Source organism: Pseudomonas sp. MWU349 (assembly GCF_017947325.1).
In the GTDB taxonomy this organism is placed as follows: Bacteria; Pseudomonadota; Gammaproteobacteria; order Pseudomonadales; family Pseudomonadaceae; genus Aquipseudomonas; species Aquipseudomonas protegens.
On record NZ_JAFEVP010000003.1, the window covers coordinates 331,604 to 356,570 of the forward strand.

The following is a 24,967-nucleotide window of genomic DNA, read 5'->3' on the forward strand; positions in this document are numbered from 1 at the left end:
ATTCAGGCAAGGCGGTTCAGACCATCAGCAGCAGGACAGCGACGAATACGCTGCCGGCCGAGAAGGTCATGGTCCGAGACGACCAGGTGTTGAACCAACGTTGAAAACTGGCCAGGTCGCGGGTCAGCTTGGTGTCCTGGCGGGTCCAGGATTGCTGGTCGAGGCGGAAGAACACGTAGATCTTCACCAGCGCGCCGACGATCTGGTTGTAATAGAGAATCAAGGGGTAGGCCGGGCCGATGCGGTGCCCCGAGCAGGACAGCAGCAGGGTCAGGATCAGGCGGGTGATGCCGATCCACAGCAGGTAGGCCAGGATGAAGGCGGTGCCGTACTTGAAGCTGGCGATGATCGCCACGGTCAGGCCCAGCAGCGAGGTCCACATCGATACGCGCTGGTCGAACAGCACCACGCTGGTGAACAGCCCCAGGCGTTTCATGCCCAGGCCGAGGGCCCGGGAGTTCTGCCGCAGGTTGTTGCCGTACCAGCGGAACATCAGCTTGCGGCTGGCCTTGATGAAGCTCTTCTCCGGCGGGTGCTCCACGGTGTTGATCGCCGCGTCAGGCACGTAGAAGGTGTCGTAGCCCAGGCGCATCAGGCTGAACCAGCTGGACTTGTCGTCGCCGGTAAGGAACTTGAAGCGGCCCAGGCGCCAGTGCTGCAGGGAGTCGCTTTCCACGTCGGCGATGAAGTCCGGGTCGGTGACCACGGTGGCGCGGAACACCGACATGCGCCCGGTCATGGTCAGCACGCGCTTGGACAGGGCCATGGAGCACATGTTGATGTGGCGCTGGGCGAAGCGCAGCTTGTGCCACTCGCTCATGACGTAGCCGCCGCGCACTTCGCAGAATTCGTTGGTGGTCAGGCCGCCGACATTGCCGAACAGCTGGAACCAGGGCACGGTCTTGCGCACCACGCCTTCGCCGAGCACGGTGTCACCGTCGATCACCGCCACCACGGCGCGGCTGTCCGGCAGGTGGCGGGAGATGGCCCGAAAGCCGAAGGCCAGGCCGTCACGCTTGCCGGTGCCGGGGATGCGCACGAAGTCCAGCGTGACCCGCTCCGGCGGGTTCATCCGCGCCCACAGGCTTTTCACCAGCAACTCGTCGGACATTTCCACGATCGAGCAGACCACGGTGGTGGGGAAGCCGCAGTCGATGGCTTCACGGATGACCGAGCCGTAGACCTGGGCGGTGGTCAGCGCGTCGATGCGAAAGCTGGTGACCATCAGGTACACATGGGACGGGTCCGCCGCGCTGCCGAGCTTGCGCACCTTGCGCCGCAGGTGCGGGTAGACCACGTAGAGAAACAGCATGCCGCGCACGAAGTGCGTGGCACCCATCGAGTAGCGCCAGATGCCCACGGCGCCAATCAGGAAAATGAAGTCCTTGGACTGTGAGTCGAAGGTCGAGGCGGGCAGCAACAAGGCCATGCCCATCAGCAAACTCAAGTAGAACAGCCAACCGGCGGCCTGAAGCAGGCCGTGCTTTAGCCTGTGCATAATCTGCGTCCATCAAGGTCTCGGGCGAGCCTGTTGGGTGGCCCGAGGGGGGTTAAGGCAGGCATGGAGATCTGGGAGGCCAGATCGCTGGCAAGCCAGCTCCTACGGGGATGGGGTAGGAGCCGGCTGGCCGGCGAGGCCTTACCAGCAGATCCCTTCGGTACGGCCTTGGGCGCTGGTGGCCTTGGACATGAAGCCCACCAGGTCGATGACCTGCTTGCCGTGGGGCACGTCTTCGGCCAGGGCACGGAACTTCTCGTCGCGGTTGCCGAGGATGATCACGTCGGAGTTGCCGATCACGGCGTCGAAGTCCGAGTTGAGCAGGGACGACACGTGGGGGATCTTCGACTCGATGTAGTCCTTGTTGGCGCCGTGGACCCGGGCGTACTCGACGTTGCTGTCGTAGATGCTCAGGTCGAAACCCTTGCCGATGAGCATTTCCGCCAGCTCCACCAGCGGGCTCTCGCGCAGGTCGTCGGTACCGGCCTTGAAGCTCAGGCCCAGCAGGGCGACCTTGCGCTTGTCATGGCTGGAAACGATGTCGAAGGCGTTCTGCACCTGGGATTCGTTGCTGCGCATCAGCGAGTTGAGCAGGGGCGCCTCGATGTCCAGGGAGCCGGCGCGGTAGGTCAGGGCGCGCACGTCCTTGGGCAGGCACGAGCCGCCGAAGGCGAAGCCCGGGCGCATGTAGTACTGGGACAGGTTGAGGGTCTTGTCCTGGCAGACCACGTCCATCACTTCACGGCCGTCCACACCCACCGCCTTGGCGATGTTGCCGATCTCGTTGGCGAAGGTGACCTTGGTGGCATGCCAGACGTTGCAGGTGTACTTGATCATCTCGGCGACTTCGATGTCCTTGCGGATGATCGGTGCATCGAGCTCTTCGTACAGCGCTTGCAGCACATCACCGGAGGCCTGGTCGAACTGGCCGATCACGGTCATGGGCGGGAAGTCGTAGTCCTTGATCGCGGTGCTTTCACGCAGGAACTCGGGGTTCACCGCGACGCCGAAATCCACCCCGGCCTTCTTGCCCGAGCAGTCTTCGAGAATCGGGATCACCACGTTCTTCACGGTGCCCGGCAGCACGGTGCTGCGTACCACGATGGTGTGGCGGGTGGCCTTGTCGCGCAGGACGAAACCGATCTCGCGGCACACCGATTCGATGTAGTCCAGTTCCAGGTCGCCGTTCTTCTTGCTTGGGGTACCGACGCAGATCATCGACAGGTCGGTATCGCGAATGGCCTCGGCGAAGTTGGTGGTGCCACGCAGACGAGCGGTCTGGATGCCTTGCGCCAGAAGTTCACCCAAGCCCGGTTCGACGATCGGCGACTTGCCGGCGTTGATCAGGTCGATCTTGTCTTTGGAGATATCTACGCCAACCACTTCATGGCCCCGAGCGGACAGGCAACCGGCACATACTGCACCGACGTAACCCAAACCAAATATGCTGATGCGCATCGCATTTACCTCTGTGTTATTCACGCCATTAGATGGCCGGAGTTAATGTTTGCCAGCTGTTGTTGCGCACTCGGAAGTCCAGCGAAGTACGCTGTAGTGCCGTGTGCAAGGCAGACTAAGTTCCGAGTGACTAAATAAATGCACTCAAGTTGTGCGCAACCGATCCATGTTGTTTCGACTTGCCCGTGAATGTTGCCGGCGGCTCCTGCTGCAGGTCCCTCGAGAAAAACCATCCGCGTTCCTGTGGGTGGCTGGATGCCGCGTAGTACGGGCTCTCCATTTGTTTTCGGGGGCCTTGAAGGCCAGCTGTTCCTTGGCTCGTTAGGGGATAGTTGAGGTGCCTTATCTCCGTTTGTTTACCCTTTAGTTCAAGTTTGTGACTCGTTGGTCAAATCAATGTTGCAACTTGATTAGTTTCTCGTGAGTCCGTGTAAGTCATCTCCTACAACCTCGTTGAGAATCGTTACCGGTGGTATGAGCGGTGTCTGAAGGCATAGTTCCAGCCCACTCATCCTGTTTTTCGAAATTTCTTGAAATATTGAGAAAGATGGCACTGCTCTCAAACTGATAGCACTAACGGTTTGGGCCTTTAGTTATGGGGAGTTGAAGCGAGGGGATATTTTTGTGCCACTACCGAATAAAAAAAGTGGTGCCACTACTGAAAAAAATCAGCGCTGTCGAGTGAAATAAAAGTTAGGCAAAACACTGAAAGTTCTATGGCGCCAGAAAATTGGCTTATTAAAGGCGGGGAATGTGCGGATGATCACATTCTGGCGCGCTCGCCGGTGGGAAGCGAGCGCGGCAGGGGAACGCTTTATTCCGGTGCGTGGTCGCGCAGGAATACCAGGTTGTCGGCCTTGGACTGCTCCGCGCTGAAGCGGTAGCCCTGGGCGTCGAATTGCTTGAGCTCGGCGGGGTCGTTGATGCGTTCCTGGATGACGAAACGGCTCATCAGGCCACGGGCTTTCTTGGCATAGAAACTGATGATCTTGTACTGGCCGTTCTTCAGGTCCTTGAACTCGGTATTGATGATCCGTGCGTTCAGGGCCGTGCGCTTGACCGCCGAGAAGTACTCGTTGGAAGCCAGGTTCAGCAGCAGGTCGTCACCTTGCTCGGCCAGGGCCTCGTTCAACCATTCGCTGATGCGGGTGCCCCAGAAGGCATACAGGTCCTTGCCCCGGGCGTTGGCCAGCTTGGTGCCCATTTCCAGGCGATAGGGCTGCATCAGGTCCAGGGGGCGCAGCAGGCCGTACAGGCCGGAAAGCATGCGCAGGTGTTGCTGGGCGTAGTCGAAGTCCGCCTCGCTGAGGGTTTCGGCGTTGAGCCCGGTATAGACGTCGCCCTTGAACGCCAGCAGCGCCTGCTTGGCGTTGTCTGGGGTGAAGGCCGGGGTCCAGCTGCCGAAGCGCGCGGCGTTGAGCCCGCCGATCTTATCGGATACGTGCATCAGCTCGCTGATCTGCGCCGGGGTCAGTTCCCGCAGTTGCTGGATCAGTTCCTGGGAGTGGTCGAGGTATTGCGGCTGGGTGAAGCGCTGGGTAACCGGCGGTGTTTCGTAATCGAGGGTCTTGGCGGGTGAAATCACCATCAGCATGGGGTCGTCTCCTTTAAGCGTCGGGGGATTCTAGGGGCTCGGGCGCCCGGACTCCACCTATGATGGCGATAGTCATGACCGCTGATCGCGGTTCGCCGGCAAGCCGGCTCCTGCACGCGCCTGTAGGAGCCGGCTTGCCGGCGAAGAGGCCCTGATTCCTGGCTCAGATCGGCTATAGTGCGGCGCGGGTTTTGTTCTGGAGGCATCCCTTTTGCGTATCGCGTTTCTCTTCTCGGCCTGGCTTCTGAGTGTCAGCGTGCTGGCAGCGCCCAATGATGTGGCGACCCTGGACCGCAGCACCTGGCCGGAAAAGCTCGACAGCCCGACCCTGTTCGACGTGGCCTCGCGGGCCGAGATCCTCACCTTCGCTCGCGCCTTGCTGATCAGTGAAGCCTGGGACGAGGCCTCGATGAAGCAGCGCCTGGGCCTGCGGATGATCAACATGGAGGCGATCTCTGAGCTGCGCGAGCATCTGTGGCAGCGCCTGCTGGACAACTACAACTTCGCCCAGCAGAGCTGCGACCAGGATGCGTCCTTCTGTTATCTGGTGGAAAACATGCAGCAGCTGCGCAAGCAGGCCGGCAAGTTCCATCTTGGGGAGGACTCCTATTACGCCCGCTGGGCCGAGCCGAGCCGCAGCTTCCACGAGCAGTACCTGGACGAATTGTTGCGCAAGGCCGCGCTGTCACCGCAGACCAGCAGTGAAGTGCTGCGGTACGGCGACTACGAGCGCAATGGCGACGAGCTCAATGACCGGCTGTTTCTGCTGACCTTCGACAGCGCCGCCAACCTGGCGCCGGACAACACGCCCTGGCTCACCAACTACCTGCGCAAGGCCAACCTCAGCGGCACCTTCTTCGTTCTCGGCAACGATATCCAGAACCGTCTCAACCAGGCTTCGGTGGCCAGCCTGCAGTCCCTGTATTCCCGGCAGTGCGTTGGGGTCCAGGGGTGGGAATTCCGTTCCCATAGCCATTGGCAGGACTGGCAGTACTCGATCCAGCGCAGCGCCGACCTGGTGAAAAGCAAGCTGCCGGAAAACTACGTGCCGCTGTTCCGCCCGCCCTATGGCCAGCGTCGCGCCGATGCCCAGGGCTTCTTCAATGCCCAGGGCATGCAAGTGGCGCTATGGGACATCGACGCCCAGGATGGCGCCGGCAAGCTCAAGGCCGAGGACAGCGGGCAAAGAGTGTTGACCTTGATGCTGTTGTGGCGACGCGGGGTGATTGCCTTCAATGCCAAGCAGGATGGGGTCAAGAGCAGCCTGCCCTGGTTGCTGGCCCAGACCGCGCAGAGCGGCATCGGTTGGGAGGACTGCCAGGATGCATTTCGCTGAAACGAAACAGCCTGCGCAAACAGGGAGAAATGGTGGCTGAAGGGGGAAAAACAGCGGGATTTCGAGGCAGGCTGACTTCCGACTTTAACGGTGCCCGGGCCACTCGCCAAGGGCTATTCGTCACTCTGCAAAATAAACATCAAAAAAGCGTCAAAGTGCTTTTTCCTGTCACGGTTTTTGGAGTATTACGAACTCAGACCGCCGAAACCTGCGACACAGGTGGCGTCTCCCAAGACTCCTTGTGTGTGCAGGTCACCTGAACCCCCGCGGGTGAATTCGGTGGCCCTTCGAGGCGCGATACCCCATGGTATTGCGTCGACTGGCTCCCACATAAGGTGACCGAGTATGGATGACCACGGACGTAGCTCTTCTTCCAACCAGCCAATCCTTTATGTACTCGATACCAATGTATTGATTCACGATCCAAACGCCTTACTGAATTTCGAAGAACACCACGTTGCCATTCCCATGACCGTCCTCGAAGAGCTGGACAAGCTCAAGAGCGGGCATCACAGCGTGGCCGCCGAATGCCGCCAGGCCATCCGCCTGATCGACAAGACCCTGGGTGAAGCCTCGCCCGAGGACGTCGAGCTGGGCGTACCGATCCAGCGTGGCAAGAGCGGGCCCAAGGGCTTGCTGTCGATCCTGATGAGCAAGCGCAACGAGCCCACCAGCCTGTTGCCGGAGAACCTCAACGACAACATCATCATCAACCAGTTGATCGACCTGCACGCGCGCAACAAGGACCTGCCCGTGGTGCTGGTGACCAAAGACATCAACATGCGCCTCAAGGCGCGGGCCTGCGGGATCGCCGCCGAGGACTACAGCACCGACCAGTTGGTGGACGACGTGTCCCTGCTGCCCAATGGTTTCCACAACATGAGCGGCTCGTTCTGGGATCGCGTGAGCAAGGTCGAAACCCGCCAGGACCACGGCCGCACCTGGCACCAGGTGCAGTTGATCGACAACCTGCCGGCGGTGCACATCAATGAATTCATCATCGACGAACAGGGCTTTGTCGGCTGGATCAAGGAGATCCGCGCCGACGTGCTGCTGATCCTCGACCTGCATCAGGAACCCCTGTTGCACCAGGAAGCCTGGGGCCTGAAACCGCGGGACATCTACCAGGGCCTGGCGCTGTACGCGCTGCTCGATCCGGATATCCACCTGGTCAACCTGTCCGGCGCCGCGGGCTCGGGCAAGACCATCCTGGCCCTGGCCGCCGCCATCGAGCAGACCATGGTCAGCAAGCGCTACCGGCGCATCATCGCCACCCGCAGCGTGCAGGGGCTGGACCAGGAGATCGGCTTCCTGCCGGGCACCGAGGCGGAGAAGATGGAACCCTGGCTGGGCGCCATTACCGACAACCTCGAAGCCCTGCACATGGACGACGAGAACACCCATGGCAGCGTTGACTACATCCTCAGCAAGGTGCCGTTGCAGTTCAAATCCCTGAACTACATCCGCGGTCGCAGCTTCCAGCAGAGCCTGATCCTGATCGACGAATGCCAGAACCTCACCCCGCACCAGATGAAGACCATCATCACCCGTGCCGGCGCCGGTTCCAAAGTGGTGTGCCTGGGCAACCTGGCACAGATCGACACCCCCTACCTGTCGGCCACCAGCTCGGGCCTGACCTACCTCACCGAACGCTTCAAGGACTTCCCCAACGGCGTGCACATCACCCTGCAAGGGGTGCCGCGCTCGATCCTGGCCGAGTACGCGGAGAGCCATCTGTAACGCCATTTGCTTCCAGCACGGGCGGCCTTCGGGTCGCCCGTTTTGCATCCGGGCCCGGGCCTCGGGTTATCCTGCGCTCCCGCCGCCGAGCGTTCCCCAGTTGGAAAACACCGGATGACCCGCGTTTCCCTGCGCAATATCGACCTGAATCTGTTGGTAATCCTCGATGCCTTGCTGACAGAAAAACACGTGACCCGCACCGGCGAGCGCCTGCACCTGAGCCAGCCGGCCATCAGCCATTCCCTGGGCAAGCTGCGGGTGCTGCTGGACGATCCGCTGCTGATCCGCCAGGGCAATGACGTGCTGCTTAGCCCGCTGGCCCGCAGCCTGCAGGCACCGCTCAAGGAGATTCTCAGCCAGATCGAAACCTTGCTCGGTAAATCCCTGGATTTCGACCCGGCCACCTCCCAGCGGATCTTTCACCTGGCGATGTCGGATTACGCGGCGGCCATTGTCCTTCCCCGGTTGTTGGTGCGCCTGCGCGGCGAGGCGCCACTGATGCGCCTGGTGGTGACCCAGGGCAGCCGGCACCAGATGTCCGAGCAGATTGCCCAGGGCCAGATCGACCTGGCCCTGGGGGTGTTTCCCAGTCTCGGGGGAGAGATCGTCAAGGAGGTGCTGTTTGAAGAGACCTTCTCCTGCCTGGTGGATGGCAGCACCTTGGGCGAGGAGCAAAGCCTGGACTTGAGCACCTATCTGGCGCGCCCGCATTTGCAGGTATCGATGGATGGTTGCTTCAACGGTGAGGTCGATCATCGCCTGGCAGACGAAGGCCTGCAGCGGCAGATTGCGGTCAGCGTGCCTCATTGGGGCGCGGCGCCGAACCTGATCCGCGGCACCGACCTGATCCTCACCGTGGCCAGCCGCACCCTGGACGAGATCCCGCTGCAGACCGGGCTGCTGCGCTTGACCCCACCGCTGAATATTGCGCCTTTCAAGTTCGTGCAGATCTGGCATTCGCGTTTCAGCGATGACCTGGCCCATCGCTGGTTGCGCGAGCAGGTCCGGCTGGCCAGCGTGGCCCAGGACTGAGACGGCCCCTCAGCCCCGGGTGGTGATGACGAAACCGCCGATCACCACCAGCACGCCGATCAGTTTCTGCAAGCTGATGTCCTTGCGTGGCAGGCCCACCAGCCCGAAGTAGTCGATGATCAGCGAGATCAGCAACTGGCCGATGATCACCGCCATGATGAAGTTCAGCGCCCCCAGGCGGGGCGCCATCAACAGTGCGACGGTGATGTAGAGCACCCCGGCCAGGCCGCCCATCCAGATCCACCAGGGGCCTTGCAGCGCGGCCACGAGATTGGGCTTGGGCACCTTGATCACCAGCAGCAGGCCCCCCAGCACCAGCAGGCTGACCAGCAGCGAAACGCCTGTGGCCCACAGTGGATGCCCCAACACGGTGCCCAGGCGGGCGTTGGTGCCGGCCTGGAGGGGCACGGCGAAACCGGCGAGCAGGCTGAGCAGGATCGAAACGAACAAGGCCATGGAGCGACTTCCTTTTTTGAAGGTAGGCACTGTTGTACGTTTATCCGCCGTCGGGCTCCAATTCGTTGTTCTGATGCGGGATATTCGTCGGGCTGATTGCCGTTTGGCGCGGGCAGATGCCCCGTGCGAAAAATTGACCCGCGGGTTTACAATCGGCCCACCTGATCAGGAGTAACGCCGTGCTGACTCATCTCGATTCCCAAGGGCGCGCCAATATGGTCGACGTCACCGACAAGGCCGTGACCTTTCGCGAGGCGGCGGCCGAAGCGCGGGTGCGCATGCTCCCGCAAACCCTGCAGATGATCGTCAGTGGCGGTCACCCCAAGGGCGATGTATTTGCCGTGGCGCGCATCGCCGGGATCCAGGCGGCGAAGAAGACCAGTGACCTGATTCCCCTGTGCCATCCCCTGATGCTGACCAGCGTCAAAGTCGAACTCAGTGCCCAGGGCGAGGACAGCGTGCACATCGTGGCGCGTTGCAAGCTGTCGGGGCAGACCGGGGTGGAAATGGAGGCGCTGACCGCCGCCAGCGTCGCCGCGCTGACCATCTACGACATGTGCAAGGCCGTGGACCGCGGCATGACCATCGAAGGCGTTCGGGTGCTGGAGAAGAGCGGTGGCAAAAGCGGCGATTACCGGGTGGCTGACGCATGAGGATCTCGGTGAAGTTCTTTGCCCGTTACCGTGAGGCCCTGGGGCTCGATGGCCTGCCTATCGAGGGTGACTTTGCCTGTGTCGACGATGTGCGCCAGGCATTGCTGGCCCGTGAGGGCGCCAGCGTATTGGCCGAACAGAACCTGATGTGCGCCCGCAACGAAGAGCTGTGCCAGCTGGACGAGCCCTTGGCGGACGGCGATGAAGTGGCGTTCTTCCCCACCGTGACCGGAGGCTGAGATGGCGATCCGTGTGCAATCCGCGGCCTTCGATCCCGGCGCCGAAGTCAACGCCATGCACGCCGCCGATACCGGGGTGGGCGCGGTGGTCAGCTTTGTCGGCTACGTGCGCGACTTCAATGATGGGCAGGATGTCCATGGCATGTTTCTTGAGCACTACCCGGGCATGACCGAAAAGGCCCTGGGCAAGATCGCCGCCGAAGCCGAGCAGCGCTGGCCACTGTTGCAACTGGAAGTGCTGCACCGCATCGGCGCCCTGGAGCCGGGCGAGCCCATTGTGTTTGTCGGTGCCGCCAGTGCCCATCGCCAGGCGGCATTCGAGGCCTGCGCCTTTGTCATGGATTACCTGAAGACTCGGGCGCCTTTCTGGAAGAAGGAAAACACCGCCGACGGCCCGCGCTGGGTCGAAGGTCGCGACAGCGACCATGCGGCGGCGCAGCGCTGGAAAGCCTGACCCCCTGAGGCAGCGTCCAGGGCAGGCAGCCTGCTGATCCCCTCAAGCGAGTGTGCATTTCCCCAGTGACCATTGGGGAAATGCACCTGTTCGCGTCGTTGACGATATGTACATAAAAGTCCAGTATGGATTAACAAGTACAAATAAAGCGTCGCCTGTTTCTCCTCTTCTTTCTGTCTTGCCAAACCAACAACAACCCGCGAGAGAACGAACATGAAAAAACTCCCCCTCATCAGTGGCCTGGCCTTGAGCCTGTTGGCGTGCAGCAGCCTGTTCGCGGCCGAAAAGACCCTGCGCCTGGGCATCGAGGCGGCGTACCCGCCATTTGCCTTCAAGACCGCCGAGGGCAAGATCGGTGGTTTCGACTACGACATCGGCAATGCCCTGTGCGCGCAGATGCAGGTCAAGTGCGAGTGGATCGAGGGCGAGTTCGACGGCCTGATTCCCTCGTTGAAAGTGAAGAAGATCGACGCGGCGCTGTCCTCCATGACCATTACCGCCGAGCGCCGCAAATCCGTGGATTTCACCCACAAGTACTATTTCACCTCGTCGCGCCTGGTGATGAAGAAGGGCGCCGAGGTGGACGACCAGTACGCCAGCCTCAAGGGCAAGACCGTGGGCGTGCAGCGCTCCACCACCACCGACCGCTATGCCACCGAGGTGTTCGAACCCAAGGGCATCAAGGTGGTGCGCTACAGCAACAACGAAGAGATCTACATGGACCTCGCGGCCGGGCGCCTGGACGCGATCTTTGCCGACAGCATTCCGCTGGCCGACTTTCTGTCGATGCCCCGGGGGGCCGACTACGCCTTTGTCGGGCCTGAGCTCAAAGATCCGAAGTACGTCGGCGAGGGCGCCGGGATTGCCGTGCGCAAAGGCAACAGTGAACTGGTGGGCGAGTTGAACAAGGCCATCGATGATATTCGGGCCAATGGTGAATATCAGAAGATCCAGGCCAAGTACTTCAAGTCGGATATCTATGGGGATTGAGACGTTGCGGCATTCTTGAGGGCGTCTTCGCGAGCGCGCTGGCTCCTACAGGTGTGGTGCAAGCCGTGTAGGAGCGAGCTTGCTCGCGAACCTTTATTGGCCCTTCAATTCCTTCAGGTGCTTGTACACCGTCGCCCGGCCCATGTTCAGCACGTTGGCCACGTAGTTGGAGGCGCTCTTGCCCTTGAAGGCGCCCTCGGCGTGCAGCGCCAGCACCAGTTCGCGTTTGTGATCGCGGGTCAGCAGGTTCAGCCCCAGCTGGCGCTCGCGCAGCCAGTTGTGCAGGAAGGTGTTGATCCGCTCCTGCCAGTCATCGCGAAACAGCGAGTCGGGCTGGGGAATCAGCTTGCTCGGCGACAGAAACAGGTCCAGTGCCGCCTTGGCATTTTCCAGCAGCGAGATGTTCAGGTTGATGCACAGCACCGCCTGGGGCTGGCCTTGGCTGTCGCGCAGCACGCTGCTAAGGCTGCGGATCTTCTGACCGTCCCAGTTGAGTTTTTCATAGGGGCCGATATTGCGTTCGTCGCTGTCGCCGCTGAGCAGGTCTTCCAGGGCCGCATCGTCGCCCACTTCGCGCTTGGACAGGTTGTTGGCGATGTAGTCGATCTTCTGTGTACGCAGGTCGTGGAGCACCACCTCGGCATGGGGGAAGAACAAGGTGGCAATGGCATCGGCAATCGCCCGGAAATTGTCCAGGGCAGGGTCCTTTGCAGGTGAGGTCATGGTCGTACTCCAGGCAGCTTCAGTGCCCGCCGGCAGCGGGCGCTGGGAGTGTGCCGCAATCGTTGGGGGCGCCTCAACCGGTGGTTCGGTCGAGGCGGGCCGGGGACAGCATGGCAGGCGTGAGGCCGAAGCGGGTCAGGTGTTCCGGCAAGGGGGCACCTCGCACCAGGGCGGCGCTGGCCTGGCCCATGGCCGGCGAGGTCTGGATGCCGTAGCCGCCTTGCCCGGCGACCCAGAACAGGCCGGGCACCTGGGGATCGAAGCCGGCCAGCAGATCGCCGTCGCTGACAAAGCTGCGCAGGCCAGCCCAGGTCCGGGTCGGACGTCGGATGCTCAGGGTGGTGGCTTCTTCGATCTGGTAGATGCCCAGGGCAATGTCCAGCTCTTCGGGTTGCACATCGTGGGGTTCGACCGGGTCGGCGTTGGCCGGCGAGCCGAGGAACATACCGGCGTCGGGCTTCATGTAGAAGGATTCGTCCAGGCTCACCAGCATTGGCCAGTGGTGGAAGTCCAGGCCTTCGGCGCCGGCGAAGATGAAAGCCGCGCGGCGCTTGGGCTGCAGGCCCAGGGCGCGGGCTCCGGCCATTGTGCCGATGTGGTCGGCCCAGGCCCCGGCGGCATTGATCAACACCGGCGCGCTGAAGGTCTGACCGGCCGTTCGCACCTGCCACTGCCCCTGGCTGTCGCGCTCGATCCCCAGCACTTCGTGGTCTGTGCAGACCTGGCCCTGGTTGCGGCGGATGCCCCGCAGGTAGCCCTGGTGCAGGGCGTCGGTGTCGATATCGCTGGCGCTGGGGTCGTAGAGGGCGCCATGGACCTTTTCACGGCGCAGGATCGGCAGGCGTGCACAGGCTTCGTCTGCACTGAGCAGTTGCATCTCCGGCACCGAGGCCTTGGCGCTGAGGTATTGGCTGTTCAGTTCGGCCGGGTCACCGTTGAAGTCCACGGTCATTTCACCCCGTGGGGTCAGCAGTGGGTGTTCGCAGAAACCTTCTGGCGGGTGGTCGAAGAAGGCCCGGCTGGCCAGGGTCAGGGCTCGCACCTGGGCGGTGCCATAGGCGGCGGTGTAGAGCGCGGCGGAACGGCCGGTGGAGTGATAGGCCGGGTGCGACTCGCGTTCCAGCACGATGACCCGGCCATGGGGCGACAGCCAGTAGCCGGTGGAGGCCCCGGCGATACCGCCGCCGATGATGATGAAATCTGCCTGGGTCATTGATAACTCCGCAAAAAATACAGGTGACGGGTGCTTATGGCTGGCGTTGCAAGTGGTACAGGGCATTGGCCAGGGCAATGTCTTCCAGACCCAGGCCGATGGAGCGGAAGAACACATGGCGCTCGGCGCTGGGGCGCCGGGCCTGGCCGCTGAGCAGCTCCGGCAGGTCGCCGAGGATCGCCGCGCTGTCCCAGCCGTGCTGTTGGCCGGCAATCAGCATCTCGCCGGCCGAGCCCGGCGTGGTGCGCCGGTAGTCGCAGTAGACCTGCATCTGTGCCAGGGCCGCGGGCGGCACTTCGTGGGCCCGTGGCGCATTGGTGCTGATGGAGGTGATCAGCGCCGGCTTGCCGAGGCTGCTCGGATCCAGCACGGGGCCGGCGGACGAGGTGCAGAGCATGATCACGTCGGCGCCTTCGGTGGCGTCTTCAAGCCGGGCCACCAGTTGCAAGCGCGGGTCGAGGGCTTGCAAGTGGGCAAGCTCCGCGGCGGGCTTGTTCGCCAGGCTCGGGGAATAGAGGCGGATGCTCTGCCAGGGGCGCAGGCCCTGCACATAGCGCAAGTGCGCCTGGGCCACCGCGCCGCTGCCGATGATCGTCAGGTGCCGGGCCTCGGGCATGGCCAGTGCCTCCACGGCGACTGCAGTGGTGGCGGCGGTACGGGCGGTGGTCAGTTCGGCGGCGTCGCACAGCAGCAGCGGCTGGCCGCTGTCCATGGACATCAGCAACGTCCAGGCGGTGACCAGTGCGCCTTCGGTGCGGACGATGTAGGGCGAAGTCTTGACCCCGTACACCCGATCTTCAGCCAGCACCCCCAGGTAATTGATGAAGTCGCCGGCCCCCTGGGGAAACTCCACCAGCTGTTGTGCCGGTTGCACGGCAAGCCCGGCAGCCAGGTCACGGAACAGTTTGCGCAGGATCTGCGGCACGTCGATGCGTTCGAGCAATTGACGGGCCTCGGGGCGGGCAATCACGTAAGGCGTGCTGGACATGCAAGGACTCCCAGGAATTAAACTAATTTGTCTATTATGGACTTTTAGTTATTGTGGGCAATATCCAGGCGAAAAAAAACGCAGCCTGTGGTCGGGCTGCGTTTCTTCAGGTTGCCGGGGGCGCTGCGCGAGCGCCGGCCGTCAGGCTTGCGGGCGCTTGCGCTCCACCGGGCGCAGCAGTTCGGCGGGCGGCATTTCGCAGCTGATCTTGCGGCCCAGCAGGGCTTCGATCGATGGCAGCTGGTAGGAGTCGTCCTCGCCGGCGAAGCTGATGGATACGCCGTCGGCACCGGCGCGACCGGTCCGGCCGATGCGGTGCACATAGTCGTCCGGCACTTCCGGCAGGGTGAAGTTGATCACGTGGCTGATGCCGTCGATGTGGATGCCGCGGCCGGCCACGTCGGTGGCCACCAGGACCCGGATCTTGCCTTCGCGGAAGCCTTCCAGGGTCTTGATCCGCTTGTGCTGCGGCACGTCGCCGGACAGCTGGGCGGCGTTCACCCCATCGCGTACCAGGCGTTCCTCGATGCGTCGCACTTCATCCTTGCGGTTGGCGAAGACCATCACCCGTTCCCAGCCGTTGTCGGTGACCAGGTTGTACAGCAGCTTGTACTTGTCGGCGCCGGCCACGGCATAGATGTGCTGTTCGACGTTGGCGTTGGCGACGTTCTCGGCTTCGATCTCGACGATCGCCGGGTCGGTGGTCCATTGCTTGGCCAGGTTCATCACGTCTTCGGTGAAGGTGGCGGAGAACAGCAGGGTCTGGCGCTCGCTCTTGGGCGGGGTCTGGCGAATGATCTGACGTACCTGCGGGATGAAGCCCATGTCGAGCATGCGGTCGGCTTCGTCCAGCACCATCACTTCGACCATGTCCAGGTGCACGTCGCCGCGCTGGTTGAAGTCCAGCAGACGGCCCGGGGTGGCCACCAGGATGTCGCAGTGGCGGGCTTCCAGGTGCTTGAGCTGCTTGTCGAAATCCATGCCGCCAACGAAGGTCATGACGTTGAGGCCGGTGTACTTGGTCAGCGCCGCGGCGTCCTTGGCGATCTGTACCACCAGCTCCCGGGTCGGAGCGATGATTAGCGCCCGTGGTTCGCCCATGTAGCGCTCCTTGGGCGGCGGGGTCTGCAGCAGCTGGGTGATGATCGACACCAGGAACGCGGCGGTCTTGCCGGTACCGGTCTGGGCCCGGCCGATGGCGTCCTTGCCCGCCAGGGTATAGCCCAACACCTGGGCCTGGATTGGCGTGCAATAGGGAAAGCCCAGGTCCTGGATGGCGTGCATCAGTTCCGGAGCGAGCTTGAAGTCGTGGAAGCGGGTCTTGCCTTCCTGGGGTTCGACCACGAAGTCTTCGAGCTTCCAGGTGCTGACCGGCGGTTTCGGCGCGCGCGGGCGACGCGGCTGCTCGGCTTTGGGTTGCTCGGCCTTGGGCTTCTCTTGGCGTGGGGCTTTGGGAGCGGAAGGGGTGGCCGGTGTGTTCACCGGTTCTTTTTTAGCTGCGGTAGCGGGTGCGCTCCGTTCCGGCTGACGGCCGTCATGACGGCTGCTGGAACTGGGGGAGGGGGCACTGGGGCTTGGCGCGAGCGGCTCAGCCTCGCTTTTACCGAAGATTTTCTTGAGTGCTTTGAGCACGGTCATCTCATCAATTGGTTAAGGAATGTACGCCGGCCAGTGTAATGCAAGAAACGGGCGCGGCGTAGTCTGTTGCTCACCGGGGGCGCGGCGCGCGGATTTTCTAGCGCAAGCGCTCGCTCAGCCAGGAGCCGATGTCGCGGATTTCCTCTGGTAACACCTCGTGTTCCATTGGGTATTCCTGCCATGTCACGGTGACACCATGTTGCTTCAGGTACTCATAAGCGGTACGGCCCATGGCGTTCTGCACCACTTCGTCGTACTGGCCGTGCAGGCAAAGCACCGGAATCCGCTGTTGGCTGGCCGACAGTTGCAGTTCATCGCTGAAGGTCGGGGCATAGGTGGACAGGGCAAGTACGCCACCCAATGGACCCTGCCATTTGAGGAAGGCGGTGTGCAGTACAACGGCGCCACCCTGGGAGAAACCGGCGAGGAAAATTCGCGATGCGTCTATTCCGCTGGTGCGTTGTTCTTCGATCAGTCTGATGACCTCGTCAGACGATTCTTCAAGCTGTTCACGGCTAATGGCGCGGGCCGGGTTCATGGCCAGAATGTCGTACCAGCTGGGCATGGCATATCCGCCATTGATGGTCACTGCCCGGGTCGGTGCCTGGGGCAATACGAAGCGCGTGCTCAGCAGGGTTTCCTGCAGCATTTCGGCTACTGGCAGGAAGTCGTAACGGTCCGCTCCCAGGCCATGAAGCCAGATCACACAGGCATCTGCGGGCTTGCTGGGCTGAAGAATCAAGGGCTCGGTCATGGCTGCTCCATTTATGTGCGTGCGCGCTGATTGTGTGCGTGAGGGAAGGGCGCGCCCGGTTGATCGGTGAAGAAGATGTCGCACGGTTGAACGTTTTACTGTTGATCAGCGGCTGAAACGCTTTAGCCGGGACTGTGGTACGGGCTTTGCTATGGCTCAGAAAGAGGAGCCCGGGTGAAAGCCCTGCCCGCCGGCGGTAACACTAACAGGCTACCGCAGGCGATGGGATAGCCAGCCTCCTCTGATGAAGGTTCGCCACTGGCCGCTACGGGCTTTGCGAACTGCGAAGGGCTACAGCCCGTTCGGCCGATTGGTGAGATGTAGGTCCCCTATTACGTGGATTTCTCCTACTAGACTCATAGCTAAGGTCTTACGCCGCTTGACCCCATAAAAAAGCCTACACGGGTCAGTGCCTCATAAGGGCGCGGCAGGACTCAAGCTCCGACACAACAAGAGCAAAATTGGAGGTTTGAATGAAGATGTTGAAATCCACCCTGGCTGCCGTCACGGCAGCAACGGTGCTGGGTATGAGCGGTTTCGCACAGGCGGGTGCGACCCTCGATGCAGTACAGAAGAAAGGATTCGTGCAATGCGGCGTCAGTGACGGTTTGCCGGGCTTCTCGGTACCGGATGCCACCGGCAAGATCCTCGGCATCGATGCCGACGTCTGCCGCGCGGTGGCTGCTGCGGTGTTCGGCGATGCGACCAAGGTCAAGTTCAGCCAGTTGAATGCCAAGGAGCGCTTCACTGCGCTGCAGTCCGGCGAGATCGACGTGCTGTCGCGCAACACCACCTGGACCAGTTCCCGCGATGCGGGCATGGGCCTGGTGTTCACCGGCGTCACCTATTACGACGGCATCGGTTTCCTGGTGAACAACAAGCTGGGTGTAAAAAGCGCCAAAGAGCTGGACGGTGCGACTATCTGTATTCAAGCCGGTACCACTACCGAACTGAACGTGTCGGACTACTTCCGCGGCAATGGTCTGAAATACACCCCGATCACTTTCGATACCTCAGATGAAAGCGCCAAGTCCCTGGAGTCCGGGCGTTGCGACGTGCTGACCTCCGACAAATCCCAGCTCTACGCGCAGCGCAGCAAGCTGGCAACCCCCACCGACTATGTCGTACTGCCGGAAACCATCTCCAAGGAGCCCCTGGGCCCGGTGGTGCGCAAGGGTGATGAAGAGTGGTTCAGCATCGTCAAGTGGACCCTGTTCGCCATGCTCAACGCCGAAGAGGCGGGTGTCACCTCGAAGAACGTCGAGGCTGAAGCCAAATCCACCAAGAACCCTGATGTTGCACGTCTGCTGGGCGCGGACGGTGAATACGGCAAAGACCTGAAACTGCCGAAGGACTGGGTAGTGCAGATCGTCAAGCAAGTAGGTAACTACGGTGAAGTGTTCGAGAAAAACCTCGGCAAGAGCACGCCACTGGCCATCGACCGCGGCCTGAACGCGCTGTGGAACAACGGCGGCATCCAATACGCACCACCTGTGCGCTGATGGTTCTATCACCCGGCGGGCCAACCGCCGGGTGATGTTCTGTTCCATTATTCCTGGGGCACTTCATGCAAAATACAATCGGCGCACCCAAGCAGAGGCTCAGCCTCAGCGATCCCCGTGTGCGCGCCTGGCTGTTCCAGATCATCACCCTGGTGGCGGTGGTTTCGCTGGGCTGGTTTCTGTTCGACAACACGCAGACCAACCTCCAGCACCGAGGGATCACCTCGGGTTTCGACTTTCTCGAGCGCAGCGCCGGGTTCGGCATCGCGCAACACCTGATTGCCTACACCGAAGCGGATAGCTATGCCCGGGTGTTCGTCATCGGCCTGCTCAATACCCTGCTGGTGACCTTTATCGGGGTGATCCTCGCGACCCTGCTGGGGTTCATCATCGGTGTGGCGCGGCTGTCGCCGAACTGGATCATCAGCAAGCTGGCGACGGTGTATGTGGAAGTGTTCCGCAACATTCCGCCGCTGCTGCAGATCCTGTTCTGGTACTTCGCGGTATTCCTGACCATGCCGGGGCCGCGCAACAGCCATAACTTCGGCGATATGTTCTTCGTCAGCAGCCGCGGCCTGAACATGCCGGCGGCGCAGATGGCCCCCGGTTTCTGGGCGTTTGTCGCAAGCCTGGTCCTGGCCATCGGCGCCATCGTGCTGATGTGCCGCTGGGCCAACCGGCGTTTTGAAGCCACCGGCGTGCCTTTTCACAAGTTCTGGAGCGGCCTGGGCCTGTTCTTGGTGATTCCCGCGTTGTGCACGCTGATCTTTGGCTCGCCGGTGCACTGGGAGATGCCGAAGCTGGCGGGGTTCAACTTCGTCGGCGGCTGGGTGCTGATTCCCGAGCTGCTGGCCCTGACCCTGGCCCTGACTGTCTACACCGCGGCGTTCATCGCCGAGATCGTGCGGTCCGGGATCAAGTCGGTGAGCCACGGCCAGACCGAGGCGGCCCGCTCCCTGGGGCTGCGCAACGGCCCGACCCTGCGCAGGGTGATCATTCCCCAGGCCCTGCGGGTGATCATTCCGCCGCTGACCAGCCAATACCTGAACCTGGCGAAGAACTCGTCCCTGGCCGCCGGTATCGGCTACCCGGAAATGGTTTCGCTGTTCGCCGGCACGGTGCTCAACCAGACCGGACAGGCCATCGAAGTCATTGCCATCACCATGAGCGTGTACCTGGCGATCAGCATCAGCATTTCCCTGCTGATGAACTGGTACAACAAGCGCATTGCGCTGATCGAGCGGTGAGGAAGCGCCCATGACGACTCATACCTTCAAGCCCGATATGCCGCCGCCCAGCCGCAGTATCGGCGTGCTGGCGTGGATACGCGCCAACATGTTTTCCAACTGGCTCAATACCCTGTTGACCCTGTTTGCCTTCTACCTGATCTACCTGGTGGTGCCGCCGCTGCTGCATTGGGCGATTCTCGACGCCAACTGGGTCGGTACCACCCGCGCCGACTGCACCAGGGGGGGCGCCTGCTGGGTGTTCATCCAGCAACGCTTCGGCCAGTTCATGTACGGCTACTACCCGGTTGAACTGCGCTGGCGGGTAGACCTGACCGTGTGGCTGGCGGTGATCGGTGCCGCACCGTTGTTCATCTCGCGCTTCCCGCGCAAGGCGATCTACGGGCTGTGCTTTCTGGTGGGTTACCCGATCATTGCCTACAGCCTGTTGCACGGCGGCTACCTGGGCCTGAGCAATGTCGCCACCAGCCAGTGGGGCGGCCTGATGCTGACCCTGGTGATCGCCACCGTGGGCATCGCCGGGGCACTGCCGCTGGGAATCCTGCTGGCATTGGGAAGGCGCTCCAACCTGCCGGCGATCCGCGTGGTCTGCGTGACCTTCATCGAGTTCTGGCGCGGCGTGCCGCTGATCACCGTGCTGTTCATGTCGTCGGTGATGCTGCCGCTGTTCCTGCCCGAAGGCATGAATTTCGACAAGCTGCTGCGGGCGCTGATCGGGGTGATCCTGTTCCAGTCGGCCTATGTGGCCGAGGTGGTACGCGGTGGCCTGCAGGCCATTCCCAAGGGCCAGTACGAAGCGGCTGCGGCCATGGGCCTGGGCTACTGGCGCGCCATGGGGCTGGTGATTCTGCCCCAGGCCCTGAAGTTGGTGATCCCCGGCATCGTCAACACCTTTATCGCCCTGTTCAAGGACACCAGCCTGGTGATCATCATCGGCCTGTTCGACCTGCTCAACAGCGTCAAGCAGGCCGCCGCCGACCCCAAATGGCTGGGCATGGCCACCGAAGGCTATGTCTTCGCGGCCCTGGTGTTCTGGATTTTCTGTTTCGGTATGTCCCGCTACTCCATGCACCTGGAGCGTAAGTTGGACACAGGCCACAAGCGTTAGGAGTACCTCCATGAGTCAAGCGAGCAAAAAGCCTGTGGGCCCTGAAGGCATTATTCAGATGCAGGGTGTGAACAAGTGGTACGGCCAGTTCCACGTGTTGAAGGACATCAACCTCAACGTCCGCCAAGGTGAGCGCATCGTGCTGTGCGGGCCTTCGGGTTCGGGCAAGTCCACCACCATCCGCTGCCTCAACCGCCTGGAAGAACACCAGCAGGGGCGCATCGTGGTGGATGGCGTGGAACTGACCAACGACCTCAAGCAGATCGAGGCCATCCGCCGGGAAGTGGGCATGGTGTTCCAGCACTTCAACCTGTTCCCGCACCTGACCATTTTGCAGAACTGCACGTTGGCGCCGATGTGGGTACGCAAGATGCCCAAGCGCAAGGCCGAGGAAATCGCCATGCATTACCTGGAGCGGGTGCGCATTCCGGAGCAGGCCAACAAGTACCCGGGCCAGCTCTCCGGCGGCCAGCAGCAAAGGGTGGCGATTGCCCGTGCGTTGTGCATGAAGCCCAAGATCATGCTGTTCGACGAACCCACCTCGGCCCTGGACCCGGAGATGGTCAAGGAGGTGCTGGACACCATGATCGGCCTGGCCGAAGACGGCATGACCATGCTCTGCGTGACCCACGAAATGGGCTTTGCCCGCACCGTGGCCAACCGGGTGATCTTCATGGACAAGGGCGAGATCGTCGAGCAGGCGGCACCCAACGACTTCTTCGACAACCCGCAGAACGATCGCACCAAGCTGTTCCTGAGCCAGATCCTGCATTGATGCTGCAGAGGGGCCTGCGCTGACGATAAACCCGGACTGGCTCCGGGTTTATTTTTGCCCGGCGTTCAACTGCCAGCAGCGCCGAGCTGTGGTTCGGGTTGGTCGCTCAAGGCCGAGGGCGCCAGCCGTGGCTCGCCAAGGGCCAGTACGTCCTTCATCAACCGTGGGTGACGGTCCAGCAGGTGCATCAGCACGTACAGCGGTTGGGGCACGCCGACTTCGCCGCGCTCGTATCGGGAAAAGGCATTGTGCCCGCCGCCGGACAGCAGTTTGACCGCTTCCTTCTGCGAGAGGTGCAGCTTGCGGCGGATGCGCTTCATGTCGGCGGCGACGCTCTGCCGGTACTCCTCCAGCAATTGGTCGCCCGCGGCGGTGTAGCGTTCTGCACTGGCGGCGTCGAATTCGATTTCACCACACTCCTGGCATTCCCAACCCGCCAGGCCATGGAGGTGACGCTGCAGGTGCCGATAGTCGATGAGCTCGCTGCGCTGCTCGAACGCCAGCATGCCGGTGGGAGCGCCGCATCTGTAGCATTGTTGCCGTTTCATGTCTCTGCCTCCTTGAAGGAGATCACGGGAGGCCCTGCGCCGGGGCGGTAAGTGACCTTGATGTAGAGCGCCCAGTTATCGGTGCGGGTGTAATACACGCCCTGCCACAGCCGATGATCGCTATAGGTGGTCATCGATTTGTAGAACAGGCTGCCCTGGAGTCCGGCTATCACTCGTTGCATGGCCGCCAGGGACAATCCGAGTTCCTTGCCCCAGCGCAATGCGCTTCGAGTGAAGGCTTGTGCTCCTTGCCGAGCGACCTGCGCCTTGATCAGCGACAGGTCATGGTGAGGTGTTTTCTTTTCCATAAGACACCCTTGAGGCTTGATCGAAATTACCCTTATAGGGTTTTTTGTCAAGACCTGTTTGAAATGGCGAAAGTGCCTGCTCCAGCCTAAAACGTTGAACTCTGCGAAAGGTCTGAATACCATGCCAGGCAATTCATCCGATGATTGGATGAAAGAGTGAGTTCAATGAGCGAAATATCCCCCCTGATCAAACGTTCCCTGGTCGACCAGGCCTTGGAGCAACTGCGCCTGCGCATCACCAATGGCGCCTGGGTCGTGGGCCAACGCCTGCCCACCGAACCGGAACTGGCCAGTGAGCTGGGCATCAGCCGCAACACCGTGCGCGAGGCCATGCGGGTACTGGCGTTTTCCGGGCTGATCGAAATCCGCCAGGGTGACGGTAGTTACCTGCGAGCGGTGGCCGATCCGCTGGACATGCTCCAGGCCCTGTCCCAGTGCTCCCTGGAACAGGCCCGGGAAACCCGGCAGATCCTTGAAGTGGAGGCAGTCGGCCTGGCGGCCCTGCGCCGCACCGACGAGGACCTGCAGGCCCTGAAGCAAGCCTTGCAGACCAGCAGCGGGCATTTTCATGGCGACCTGGAAAGCTACATCGCCTGCGACCTGGTGTTTCACCAGCGCCTGGTGGACGCCGCCCACAACCCGACCCTCAGCCAGCTGTATCGCTATTTCTCCAGCGTGGTCGGCGCCCAGTTGCGCCAGACCCTGACCCTGACTCCGCGTCGCCAGGACGTTTTCGATCTCCATCAGCACCTGCTGGATGCCATCGAGCAAGGCGACCCCGAGCGGGCCAAGAACCTTTCACGCCAGTTGATCAACGAATCCTGAATCCGAGACCTTTATGTCCAACCACCAGGCCCCTCCGAACACCCCGTCGCCTCCAGAATTGTTGATCGACGCCGAGGCCGATGACGAACAAGTCCAGCAGGCCCCTGCACCCTTGCGCCGGCCCTGGCTGTTGCTGCTGGGACTGATTCTGGTGGCGCTGAACCTGCGTCCGGCACTGTCGAGCATGGCGCCACTGCTCAGTGACGTATCCCAGAGCCTGGGCCTGTCGGCGGCCAAGGCGGGGTTACTGACCACCTTGCCGGTGTTGTGCCTGGGGCTGTTCGCGCCTTTGGCGCCGCTGCTGGCCCGGCGCTTCGGTGCCGAGCGGGTGGTGCTGGGGATTCTCCTGACCCTGGCCCTGGGCATTGTGCTGCGCAGCTCGCTCGGTGAGTTCGGCGTCTTTGCCGGGAGCGTCCTGGCCGGGGCCAGCATCGGCGTGATCGGGGTGCTGCTGCCGGGCATCGTCAAGCGTGACTTCGCTCGGCACGCGGGCACCATGACCGGGGTCTACACCATGGCCCTGTGCCTGGGGGCGGCGATGGCGGCGGGGGCCACGGTACCCCTGAGCCAGCATTTCGGGGGCAGCTGGGCCATGGGCCTGGGCTTCTGGGTGGTGCCGGCGCTGGTGGCGGCCCTGTTCTGGTTGCCACAGGTCGGGCACCAGCACGGTGCTCACCATGTGGCCTTTCGCGTGCGTGGTCTGCTGCGGGACCGCCTGGCCTGGCAGGTAACCCTGTACATGGGCCTGCAATCCTCCCTGGCGTACATCGTGTTTGGCTGGTTGCCGTCGATCCTGATCGGCCGAGGGCTGACCCCGACCCAGGCCGGGCTGGTGCTGTCCGGTTCGGTGATCGTGCAATTGGCCAGCTCCCTGGCGGCGCCCTGGCTGGCGACCCGGGGCAAGGACCAGCGCCTGGCCATCGTGATTGTCATGCTGATGACCCTGGGCGGCCTGTTCGGTTGCCTGTACGCGCCCATCGAGGGCCTGTGGGGCTGGGCGATCCTGCTGGGCCTGGGGCAGGGTGGCACCTTCAGCCTGGCCTTGACCCTGATCGTGCTGCGCTCCCGGGACCCCCATGTGGCGGCCAACCTGTCGAGCATGGCCCAGGGCATCGGCTACACCCTGGCTTCCATGGGGCCGTTTGCGGTGGGCCTGGTGCACGACTGGACCGGGGGCTGGAATGCTGTGGGCTGGATTTTCGCAGTGCTGGGCTGCGGTGCAATCATCGCCGGGCTGGGCGCCGGTCGTTCGCTGCATGTGCAGGTGCAGAGCGAGAGAATCTGACGGGCCTTGCTTGCGGTATTTGCCCGGTAAATGCCGATAGTGTTCGCCGGGGTTGCGGATTATTGTGCTGCATCCCCCTTGCCCTTTCGGAGTCCGTTCATGAGTGATGCCCATCGTGCCCTGATCACCGAGTTCTATCAGGCTTTCCAGCGCCTGGATGCCGAGGCCATGAGCGCCTGCTACACCGAGGATGTGCTGTTCAGTGACCCGGCGTTCGGCCAGTTGCGTGGGCGTGATGCCGGCGATATGTGGCGCATGCTCACCTCCCGTGCCAAGGATTTTTCCCTGACGTTTGATCAGGTGCGTGCCGACTCGAACTCCGGTAGCGCGCACTGGGTTGCCACTTACCTGTTCAGCCAGACCGGCAACACGGTGGTCAACGATATCCAGGCCCGGTTCGTGTTTCGCGACGGCAAGATCTGCGAGCACCACGATCAGTTCGACATGTGGCGTTGGGCGCGCCAGGCCCTGGGCACCAAGGGCCTGCTGCTGGGCTGGACGCCGCTGCTCAGGAATGCTGTTCGAGCCCAGGCGCGCAAGGGGCTCAAGGCCTTCCAGAGCGGTCGCTGAAAGCCATCCTCTGCTAAGATCGCGGCTTGTTAT

Annotated in this window: 25 protein-coding genes; 14 read left to right on the forward strand and 11 right to left on the reverse strand. The window is 62.2% G+C overall.

Annotated features, from left to right (window positions below; genetic code table 11):
* Nucleotides 1–16: 16 nt before the first annotated feature.
* The 3 genes from alg8 to yaaA form a co-directional block, all read right to left on the reverse strand.
* The gene (gene alg8 / locus KCG88_RS13590; protein WP_210712728.1) at nt 17–1,501 is read right to left on the reverse strand and encodes a mannuronan synthase; all 1,485 of its coding nucleotides are present in this window, start codon (nt 1,499–1,501) and stop codon (nt 17–19) included.
* A 138-nt stretch (nt 1,502–1,639) separates the two neighbouring features.
* Nucleotides 1,640–2,956 (reverse strand): nucleotide sugar dehydrogenase, encoded by a 1,317-nt coding sequence (locus KCG88_RS13595; protein ID WP_047284008.1) that lies wholly within the window; start codon nt 2,954–2,956, stop codon nt 1,640–1,642.
* An 814-nt stretch (nt 2,957–3,770) separates the two neighbouring features.
* Complete coding sequence (gene yaaA / locus KCG88_RS13600) at nt 3,771–4,550, reverse strand: peroxide stress protein YaaA (RefSeq protein ID WP_047335756.1); 780 nt, start codon at nt 4,548–4,550, stop codon at nt 3,771–3,773.
* A 211-nt stretch (nt 4,551–4,761) separates the two neighbouring features.
* On the opposite strand from yaaA, the gene KCG88_RS13605 reads away from it, so the two are divergent.
* The 3 genes from KCG88_RS13605 (at nt 4,762) to KCG88_RS13615 (ending at nt 8,658) form a co-directional block, all read left to right on the forward strand.
* Nucleotides 4,762–5,886 carry a polysaccharide deacetylase family protein gene (locus tag KCG88_RS13605; RefSeq protein WP_047335757.1) on the forward strand — a complete coding sequence of 375 codons (1,125 nt, stop codon included), beginning with the start codon at nt 4,762–4,764 and terminating at the stop codon, nt 5,884–5,886.
* 345 nt (nt 5,887–6,231) lie between these two features.
* Nucleotides 6,232–7,626 (forward strand): PhoH family protein, encoded by a 1,395-nt coding sequence (locus KCG88_RS13610; protein WP_047284011.1) that lies wholly within the window; start codon nt 6,232–6,234, stop codon nt 7,624–7,626.
* A 114-nt stretch (nt 7,627–7,740) separates the two neighbouring features.
* Nucleotides 7,741–8,658 (forward strand): LysR family transcriptional regulator, encoded by a 918-nt coding sequence (locus tag KCG88_RS13615; RefSeq protein WP_210712542.1) that lies wholly within the window; start codon nt 7,741–7,743, stop codon nt 8,656–8,658.
* A gap of 9 nt (nt 8,659–8,667) precedes the next feature.
* Here KCG88_RS13615 and KCG88_RS13620 read toward each other — a convergent pair whose 3' ends face one another.
* The gene (locus KCG88_RS13620) at nt 8,668–9,114 is read right to left on the reverse strand and encodes a DMT family transporter (RefSeq protein WP_210712543.1); all 447 of its coding nucleotides are present in this window, start codon (nt 9,112–9,114) and stop codon (nt 8,668–8,670) included.
* A 179-nt stretch (nt 9,115–9,293) separates the two neighbouring features.
* Here KCG88_RS13620 and moaC point away from each other — a divergent pair, with 179 nt between their 5' ends.
* From moaC to KCG88_RS13640, 4 genes are all read left to right on the forward strand, one after another.
* Nucleotides 9,294–9,767, forward strand: a complete 474-nt coding sequence (moaC, locus tag KCG88_RS13625) for a cyclic pyranopterin monophosphate synthase MoaC (protein ID WP_047284014.1) — start codon at nt 9,294–9,296, stop codon at nt 9,765–9,767.
* Complete coding sequence (locus KCG88_RS13630; RefSeq protein WP_047335759.1) at nt 9,764–10,006, forward strand: MoaD/ThiS family protein; 243 nt, start codon at nt 9,764–9,766, stop codon at nt 10,004–10,006. Before moaC ends, KCG88_RS13630 begins: the two co-directional genes overlap by 4 nt.
* Before the next feature lies 1 nt (nt 10,007).
* On the forward strand, nt 10,008–10,460 hold the full coding sequence (gene moaE / locus KCG88_RS13635; protein ID WP_047284016.1) for a molybdopterin synthase catalytic subunit MoaE: 453 nt from the start codon (nt 10,008–10,010) through the stop codon (nt 10,458–10,460).
* Nucleotides 10,461–10,673: 213 nt separating this feature from the next.
* On the forward strand, nt 10,674–11,450 hold the full coding sequence (locus KCG88_RS13640; RefSeq protein WP_019094752.1) for an ABC transporter substrate-binding protein: 777 nt from the start codon (nt 10,674–10,676) through the stop codon (nt 11,448–11,450).
* Nucleotides 11,451–11,543: 93 nt separating this feature from the next.
* Here KCG88_RS13640 and KCG88_RS13645 read toward each other — a convergent pair whose 3' ends face one another.
* The 5 genes from KCG88_RS13645 to KCG88_RS13665 form a co-directional block, all read right to left on the reverse strand.
* Nucleotides 11,544–12,173 (reverse strand): transcriptional regulator, encoded by a 630-nt coding sequence (locus KCG88_RS13645; RefSeq protein WP_047284017.1) that lies wholly within the window; start codon nt 12,171–12,173, stop codon nt 11,544–11,546.
* A 73-nt stretch (nt 12,174–12,246) separates the two neighbouring features.
* Nucleotides 12,247–13,386 carry an FAD-binding oxidoreductase gene (locus KCG88_RS13650; protein ID WP_047335760.1) on the reverse strand — a complete coding sequence of 380 codons (1,140 nt, stop codon included), beginning with the start codon at nt 13,384–13,386 and terminating at the stop codon, nt 12,247–12,249.
* A gap of 34 nt (nt 13,387–13,420) precedes the next feature.
* Nucleotides 13,421–14,374: an ornithine cyclodeaminase family protein gene (locus tag KCG88_RS13655; protein ID WP_210712544.1), complete on the reverse strand. Its 954-nt coding sequence runs from the start codon at nt 14,372–14,374 to the stop codon at nt 13,421–13,423.
* A gap of 141 nt (nt 14,375–14,515) precedes the next feature.
* Nucleotides 14,516–16,012: an ATP-dependent RNA helicase RhlB gene (gene rhlB / locus KCG88_RS13660; protein WP_015634252.1), complete on the reverse strand. Its 1,497-nt coding sequence runs from the start codon at nt 16,010–16,012 to the stop codon at nt 14,516–14,518.
* 97 nt (nt 16,013–16,109) lie between these two features.
* Nucleotides 16,110–16,766 carry an alpha/beta hydrolase gene (locus KCG88_RS13665; RefSeq protein WP_047284020.1) on the reverse strand — a complete coding sequence of 219 codons (657 nt, stop codon included), beginning with the start codon at nt 16,764–16,766 and terminating at the stop codon, nt 16,110–16,112.
* Between the two features lie 473 nt (nt 16,767–17,239).
* Here KCG88_RS13665 and KCG88_RS13670 point away from each other — a divergent pair, with 473 nt between their 5' ends.
* The 4 genes from KCG88_RS13670 (at nt 17,240) to KCG88_RS13685 (ending at nt 21,398) form a co-directional block, all read left to right on the forward strand.
* Complete coding sequence (locus KCG88_RS13670; protein WP_047284021.1) at nt 17,240–18,268, forward strand: amino acid ABC transporter substrate-binding protein; 1,029 nt, start codon at nt 17,240–17,242, stop codon at nt 18,266–18,268.
* A gap of 65 nt (nt 18,269–18,333) precedes the next feature.
* Nucleotides 18,334–19,515 (forward strand): amino acid ABC transporter permease, encoded by a 1,182-nt coding sequence (locus tag KCG88_RS13675; protein WP_210712545.1) that lies wholly within the window; start codon nt 18,334–18,336, stop codon nt 19,513–19,515.
* 10 nt (nt 19,516–19,525) lie between these two features.
* On the forward strand, nt 19,526–20,623 hold the full coding sequence (locus KCG88_RS13680; protein WP_047335762.1) for an amino acid ABC transporter permease: 1,098 nt from the start codon (nt 19,526–19,528) through the stop codon (nt 20,621–20,623).
* 10 nt (nt 20,624–20,633) lie between these two features.
* Nucleotides 20,634–21,398 (forward strand): amino acid ABC transporter ATP-binding protein, encoded by a 765-nt coding sequence (locus KCG88_RS13685; protein WP_011059402.1) that lies wholly within the window; start codon nt 20,634–20,636, stop codon nt 21,396–21,398.
* A 65-nt stretch (nt 21,399–21,463) separates the two neighbouring features.
* Here KCG88_RS13685 and KCG88_RS13690 read toward each other — a convergent pair whose 3' ends face one another.
* Entirely contained in the window at nt 21,464–21,946 is a 483-nt protein-coding gene (locus KCG88_RS13690; protein ID WP_210712546.1) for a type II toxin-antitoxin system MqsA family antitoxin, read from the reverse strand.
* Nucleotides 21,943–22,254, reverse strand: a complete 312-nt coding sequence (locus tag KCG88_RS13695; RefSeq protein ID WP_210712547.1) for a type II toxin-antitoxin system MqsR family toxin — start codon at nt 22,252–22,254, stop codon at nt 21,943–21,945. The genes KCG88_RS13690 and KCG88_RS13695 overlap by 4 nt, the downstream gene beginning before the upstream one ends.
* A gap of 165 nt (nt 22,255–22,419) precedes the next feature.
* Between KCG88_RS13695 and KCG88_RS13700 the strand changes: the two genes are divergently transcribed.
* The 3 genes from KCG88_RS13700 to KCG88_RS13710 all read left to right on the forward strand — a co-directional run bounded on the left by KCG88_RS13700 (nt 22,420) and on the right by KCG88_RS13710 (nt 24,934).
* Entirely contained in the window at nt 22,420–23,079 is a 660-nt protein-coding gene (locus tag KCG88_RS13700; protein ID WP_210712548.1) for a FadR/GntR family transcriptional regulator, read from the forward strand.
* Between the two features lie 13 nt (nt 23,080–23,092).
* Nucleotides 23,093–24,364 carry a CynX/NimT family MFS transporter gene (locus KCG88_RS13705; protein ID WP_047335765.1) on the forward strand — a complete coding sequence of 424 codons (1,272 nt, stop codon included), beginning with the start codon at nt 23,093–23,095 and terminating at the stop codon, nt 24,362–24,364.
* A gap of 99 nt (nt 24,365–24,463) precedes the next feature.
* Nucleotides 24,464–24,934: a nuclear transport factor 2 family protein gene (locus KCG88_RS13710; RefSeq protein ID WP_047284027.1), complete on the forward strand. Its 471-nt coding sequence runs from the start codon at nt 24,464–24,466 to the stop codon at nt 24,932–24,934.
* Nucleotides 24,935–24,967 lie beyond the last annotated feature (33 nt).

Bases quoted from the DNA above. Each gene is read 5' to 3' on its own strand.
- KCG88_RS13595 (WP_047284008.1), bottom strand. From the start codon at position 2,956: ATGCGCATCAGCATATTTGGTTTGGGTTACGTCGGTGCAGTATGTGCC.
- yaaA (WP_047335756.1), bottom strand. From the start codon at position 4,550: ATGCTGATGGTGATTTCACCCGCCAAGACCCTCGATTACGAAACACCG.
- KCG88_RS13610 (WP_047284011.1), top strand. From the start codon at position 6,232: ATGGATGACCACGGACGTAGCTCTTCTTCCAACCAGCCAATCCTTTAT.
- KCG88_RS13615 (WP_210712542.1), top strand. From the start codon at position 7,741: ATGACCCGCGTTTCCCTGCGCAATATCGACCTGAATCTGTTGGTAATC.
- KCG88_RS13620 (WP_210712543.1), bottom strand. From the start codon at position 9,114: ATGGCCTTGTTCGTTTCGATCCTGCTCAGCCTGCTCGCCGGTTTCGCC.
- KCG88_RS13630 (WP_047335759.1), top strand. From the start codon at position 9,764: ATGAGGATCTCGGTGAAGTTCTTTGCCCGTTACCGTGAGGCCCTGGGG.
- moaE (WP_047284016.1), top strand. From the start codon at position 10,008: ATGGCGATCCGTGTGCAATCCGCGGCCTTCGATCCCGGCGCCGAAGTC.
- KCG88_RS13640 (WP_019094752.1), top strand. From the start codon at position 10,674: ATGAAAAAACTCCCCCTCATCAGTGGCCTGGCCTTGAGCCTGTTGGCG.
- KCG88_RS13645 (WP_047284017.1), bottom strand. From the start codon at position 12,173: ATGACCTCACCTGCAAAGGACCCTGCCCTGGACAATTTCCGGGCGATT.
- KCG88_RS13650 (WP_047335760.1), bottom strand. From the start codon at position 13,386: ATGACCCAGGCAGATTTCATCATCATCGGCGGCGGTATCGCCGGGGCC.
- KCG88_RS13655 (WP_210712544.1), bottom strand. From the start codon at position 14,374: ATGTCCAGCACGCCTTACGTGATTGCCCGCCCCGAGGCCCGTCAATTG.
- rhlB (WP_015634252.1), bottom strand. From the start codon at position 16,012: ATGACCGTGCTCAAAGCACTCAAGAAAATCTTCGGTAAAAGCGAGGCT.
- KCG88_RS13665 (WP_047284020.1), bottom strand. From the start codon at position 16,766: ATGACCGAGCCCTTGATTCTTCAGCCCAGCAAGCCCGCAGATGCCTGT.
- KCG88_RS13670 (WP_047284021.1), top strand. From the start codon at position 17,240: ATGAAGATGTTGAAATCCACCCTGGCTGCCGTCACGGCAGCAACGGTG.
- KCG88_RS13675 (WP_210712545.1), top strand. From the start codon at position 18,334: ATGCAAAATACAATCGGCGCACCCAAGCAGAGGCTCAGCCTCAGCGAT.
- KCG88_RS13680 (WP_047335762.1), top strand. From the start codon at position 19,526: ATGACGACTCATACCTTCAAGCCCGATATGCCGCCGCCCAGCCGCAGT.
- KCG88_RS13685 (WP_011059402.1), top strand. From the start codon at position 20,634: ATGAGTCAAGCGAGCAAAAAGCCTGTGGGCCCTGAAGGCATTATTCAG.
- KCG88_RS13690 (WP_210712546.1), bottom strand. From the start codon at position 21,946: ATGAAACGGCAACAATGCTACAGATGCGGCGCTCCCACCGGCATGCTG.
- KCG88_RS13695 (WP_210712547.1), bottom strand. From the start codon at position 22,254: ATGGAAAAGAAAACACCTCACCATGACCTGTCGCTGATCAAGGCGCAG.
- KCG88_RS13700 (WP_210712548.1), top strand. From the start codon at position 22,420: ATGAGCGAAATATCCCCCCTGATCAAACGTTCCCTGGTCGACCAGGCC.
- KCG88_RS13705 (WP_047335765.1), top strand. From the start codon at position 23,093: ATGTCCAACCACCAGGCCCCTCCGAACACCCCGTCGCCTCCAGAATTG.
- KCG88_RS13710 (WP_047284027.1), top strand. From the start codon at position 24,464: ATGAGTGATGCCCATCGTGCCCTGATCACCGAGTTCTATCAGGCTTTC.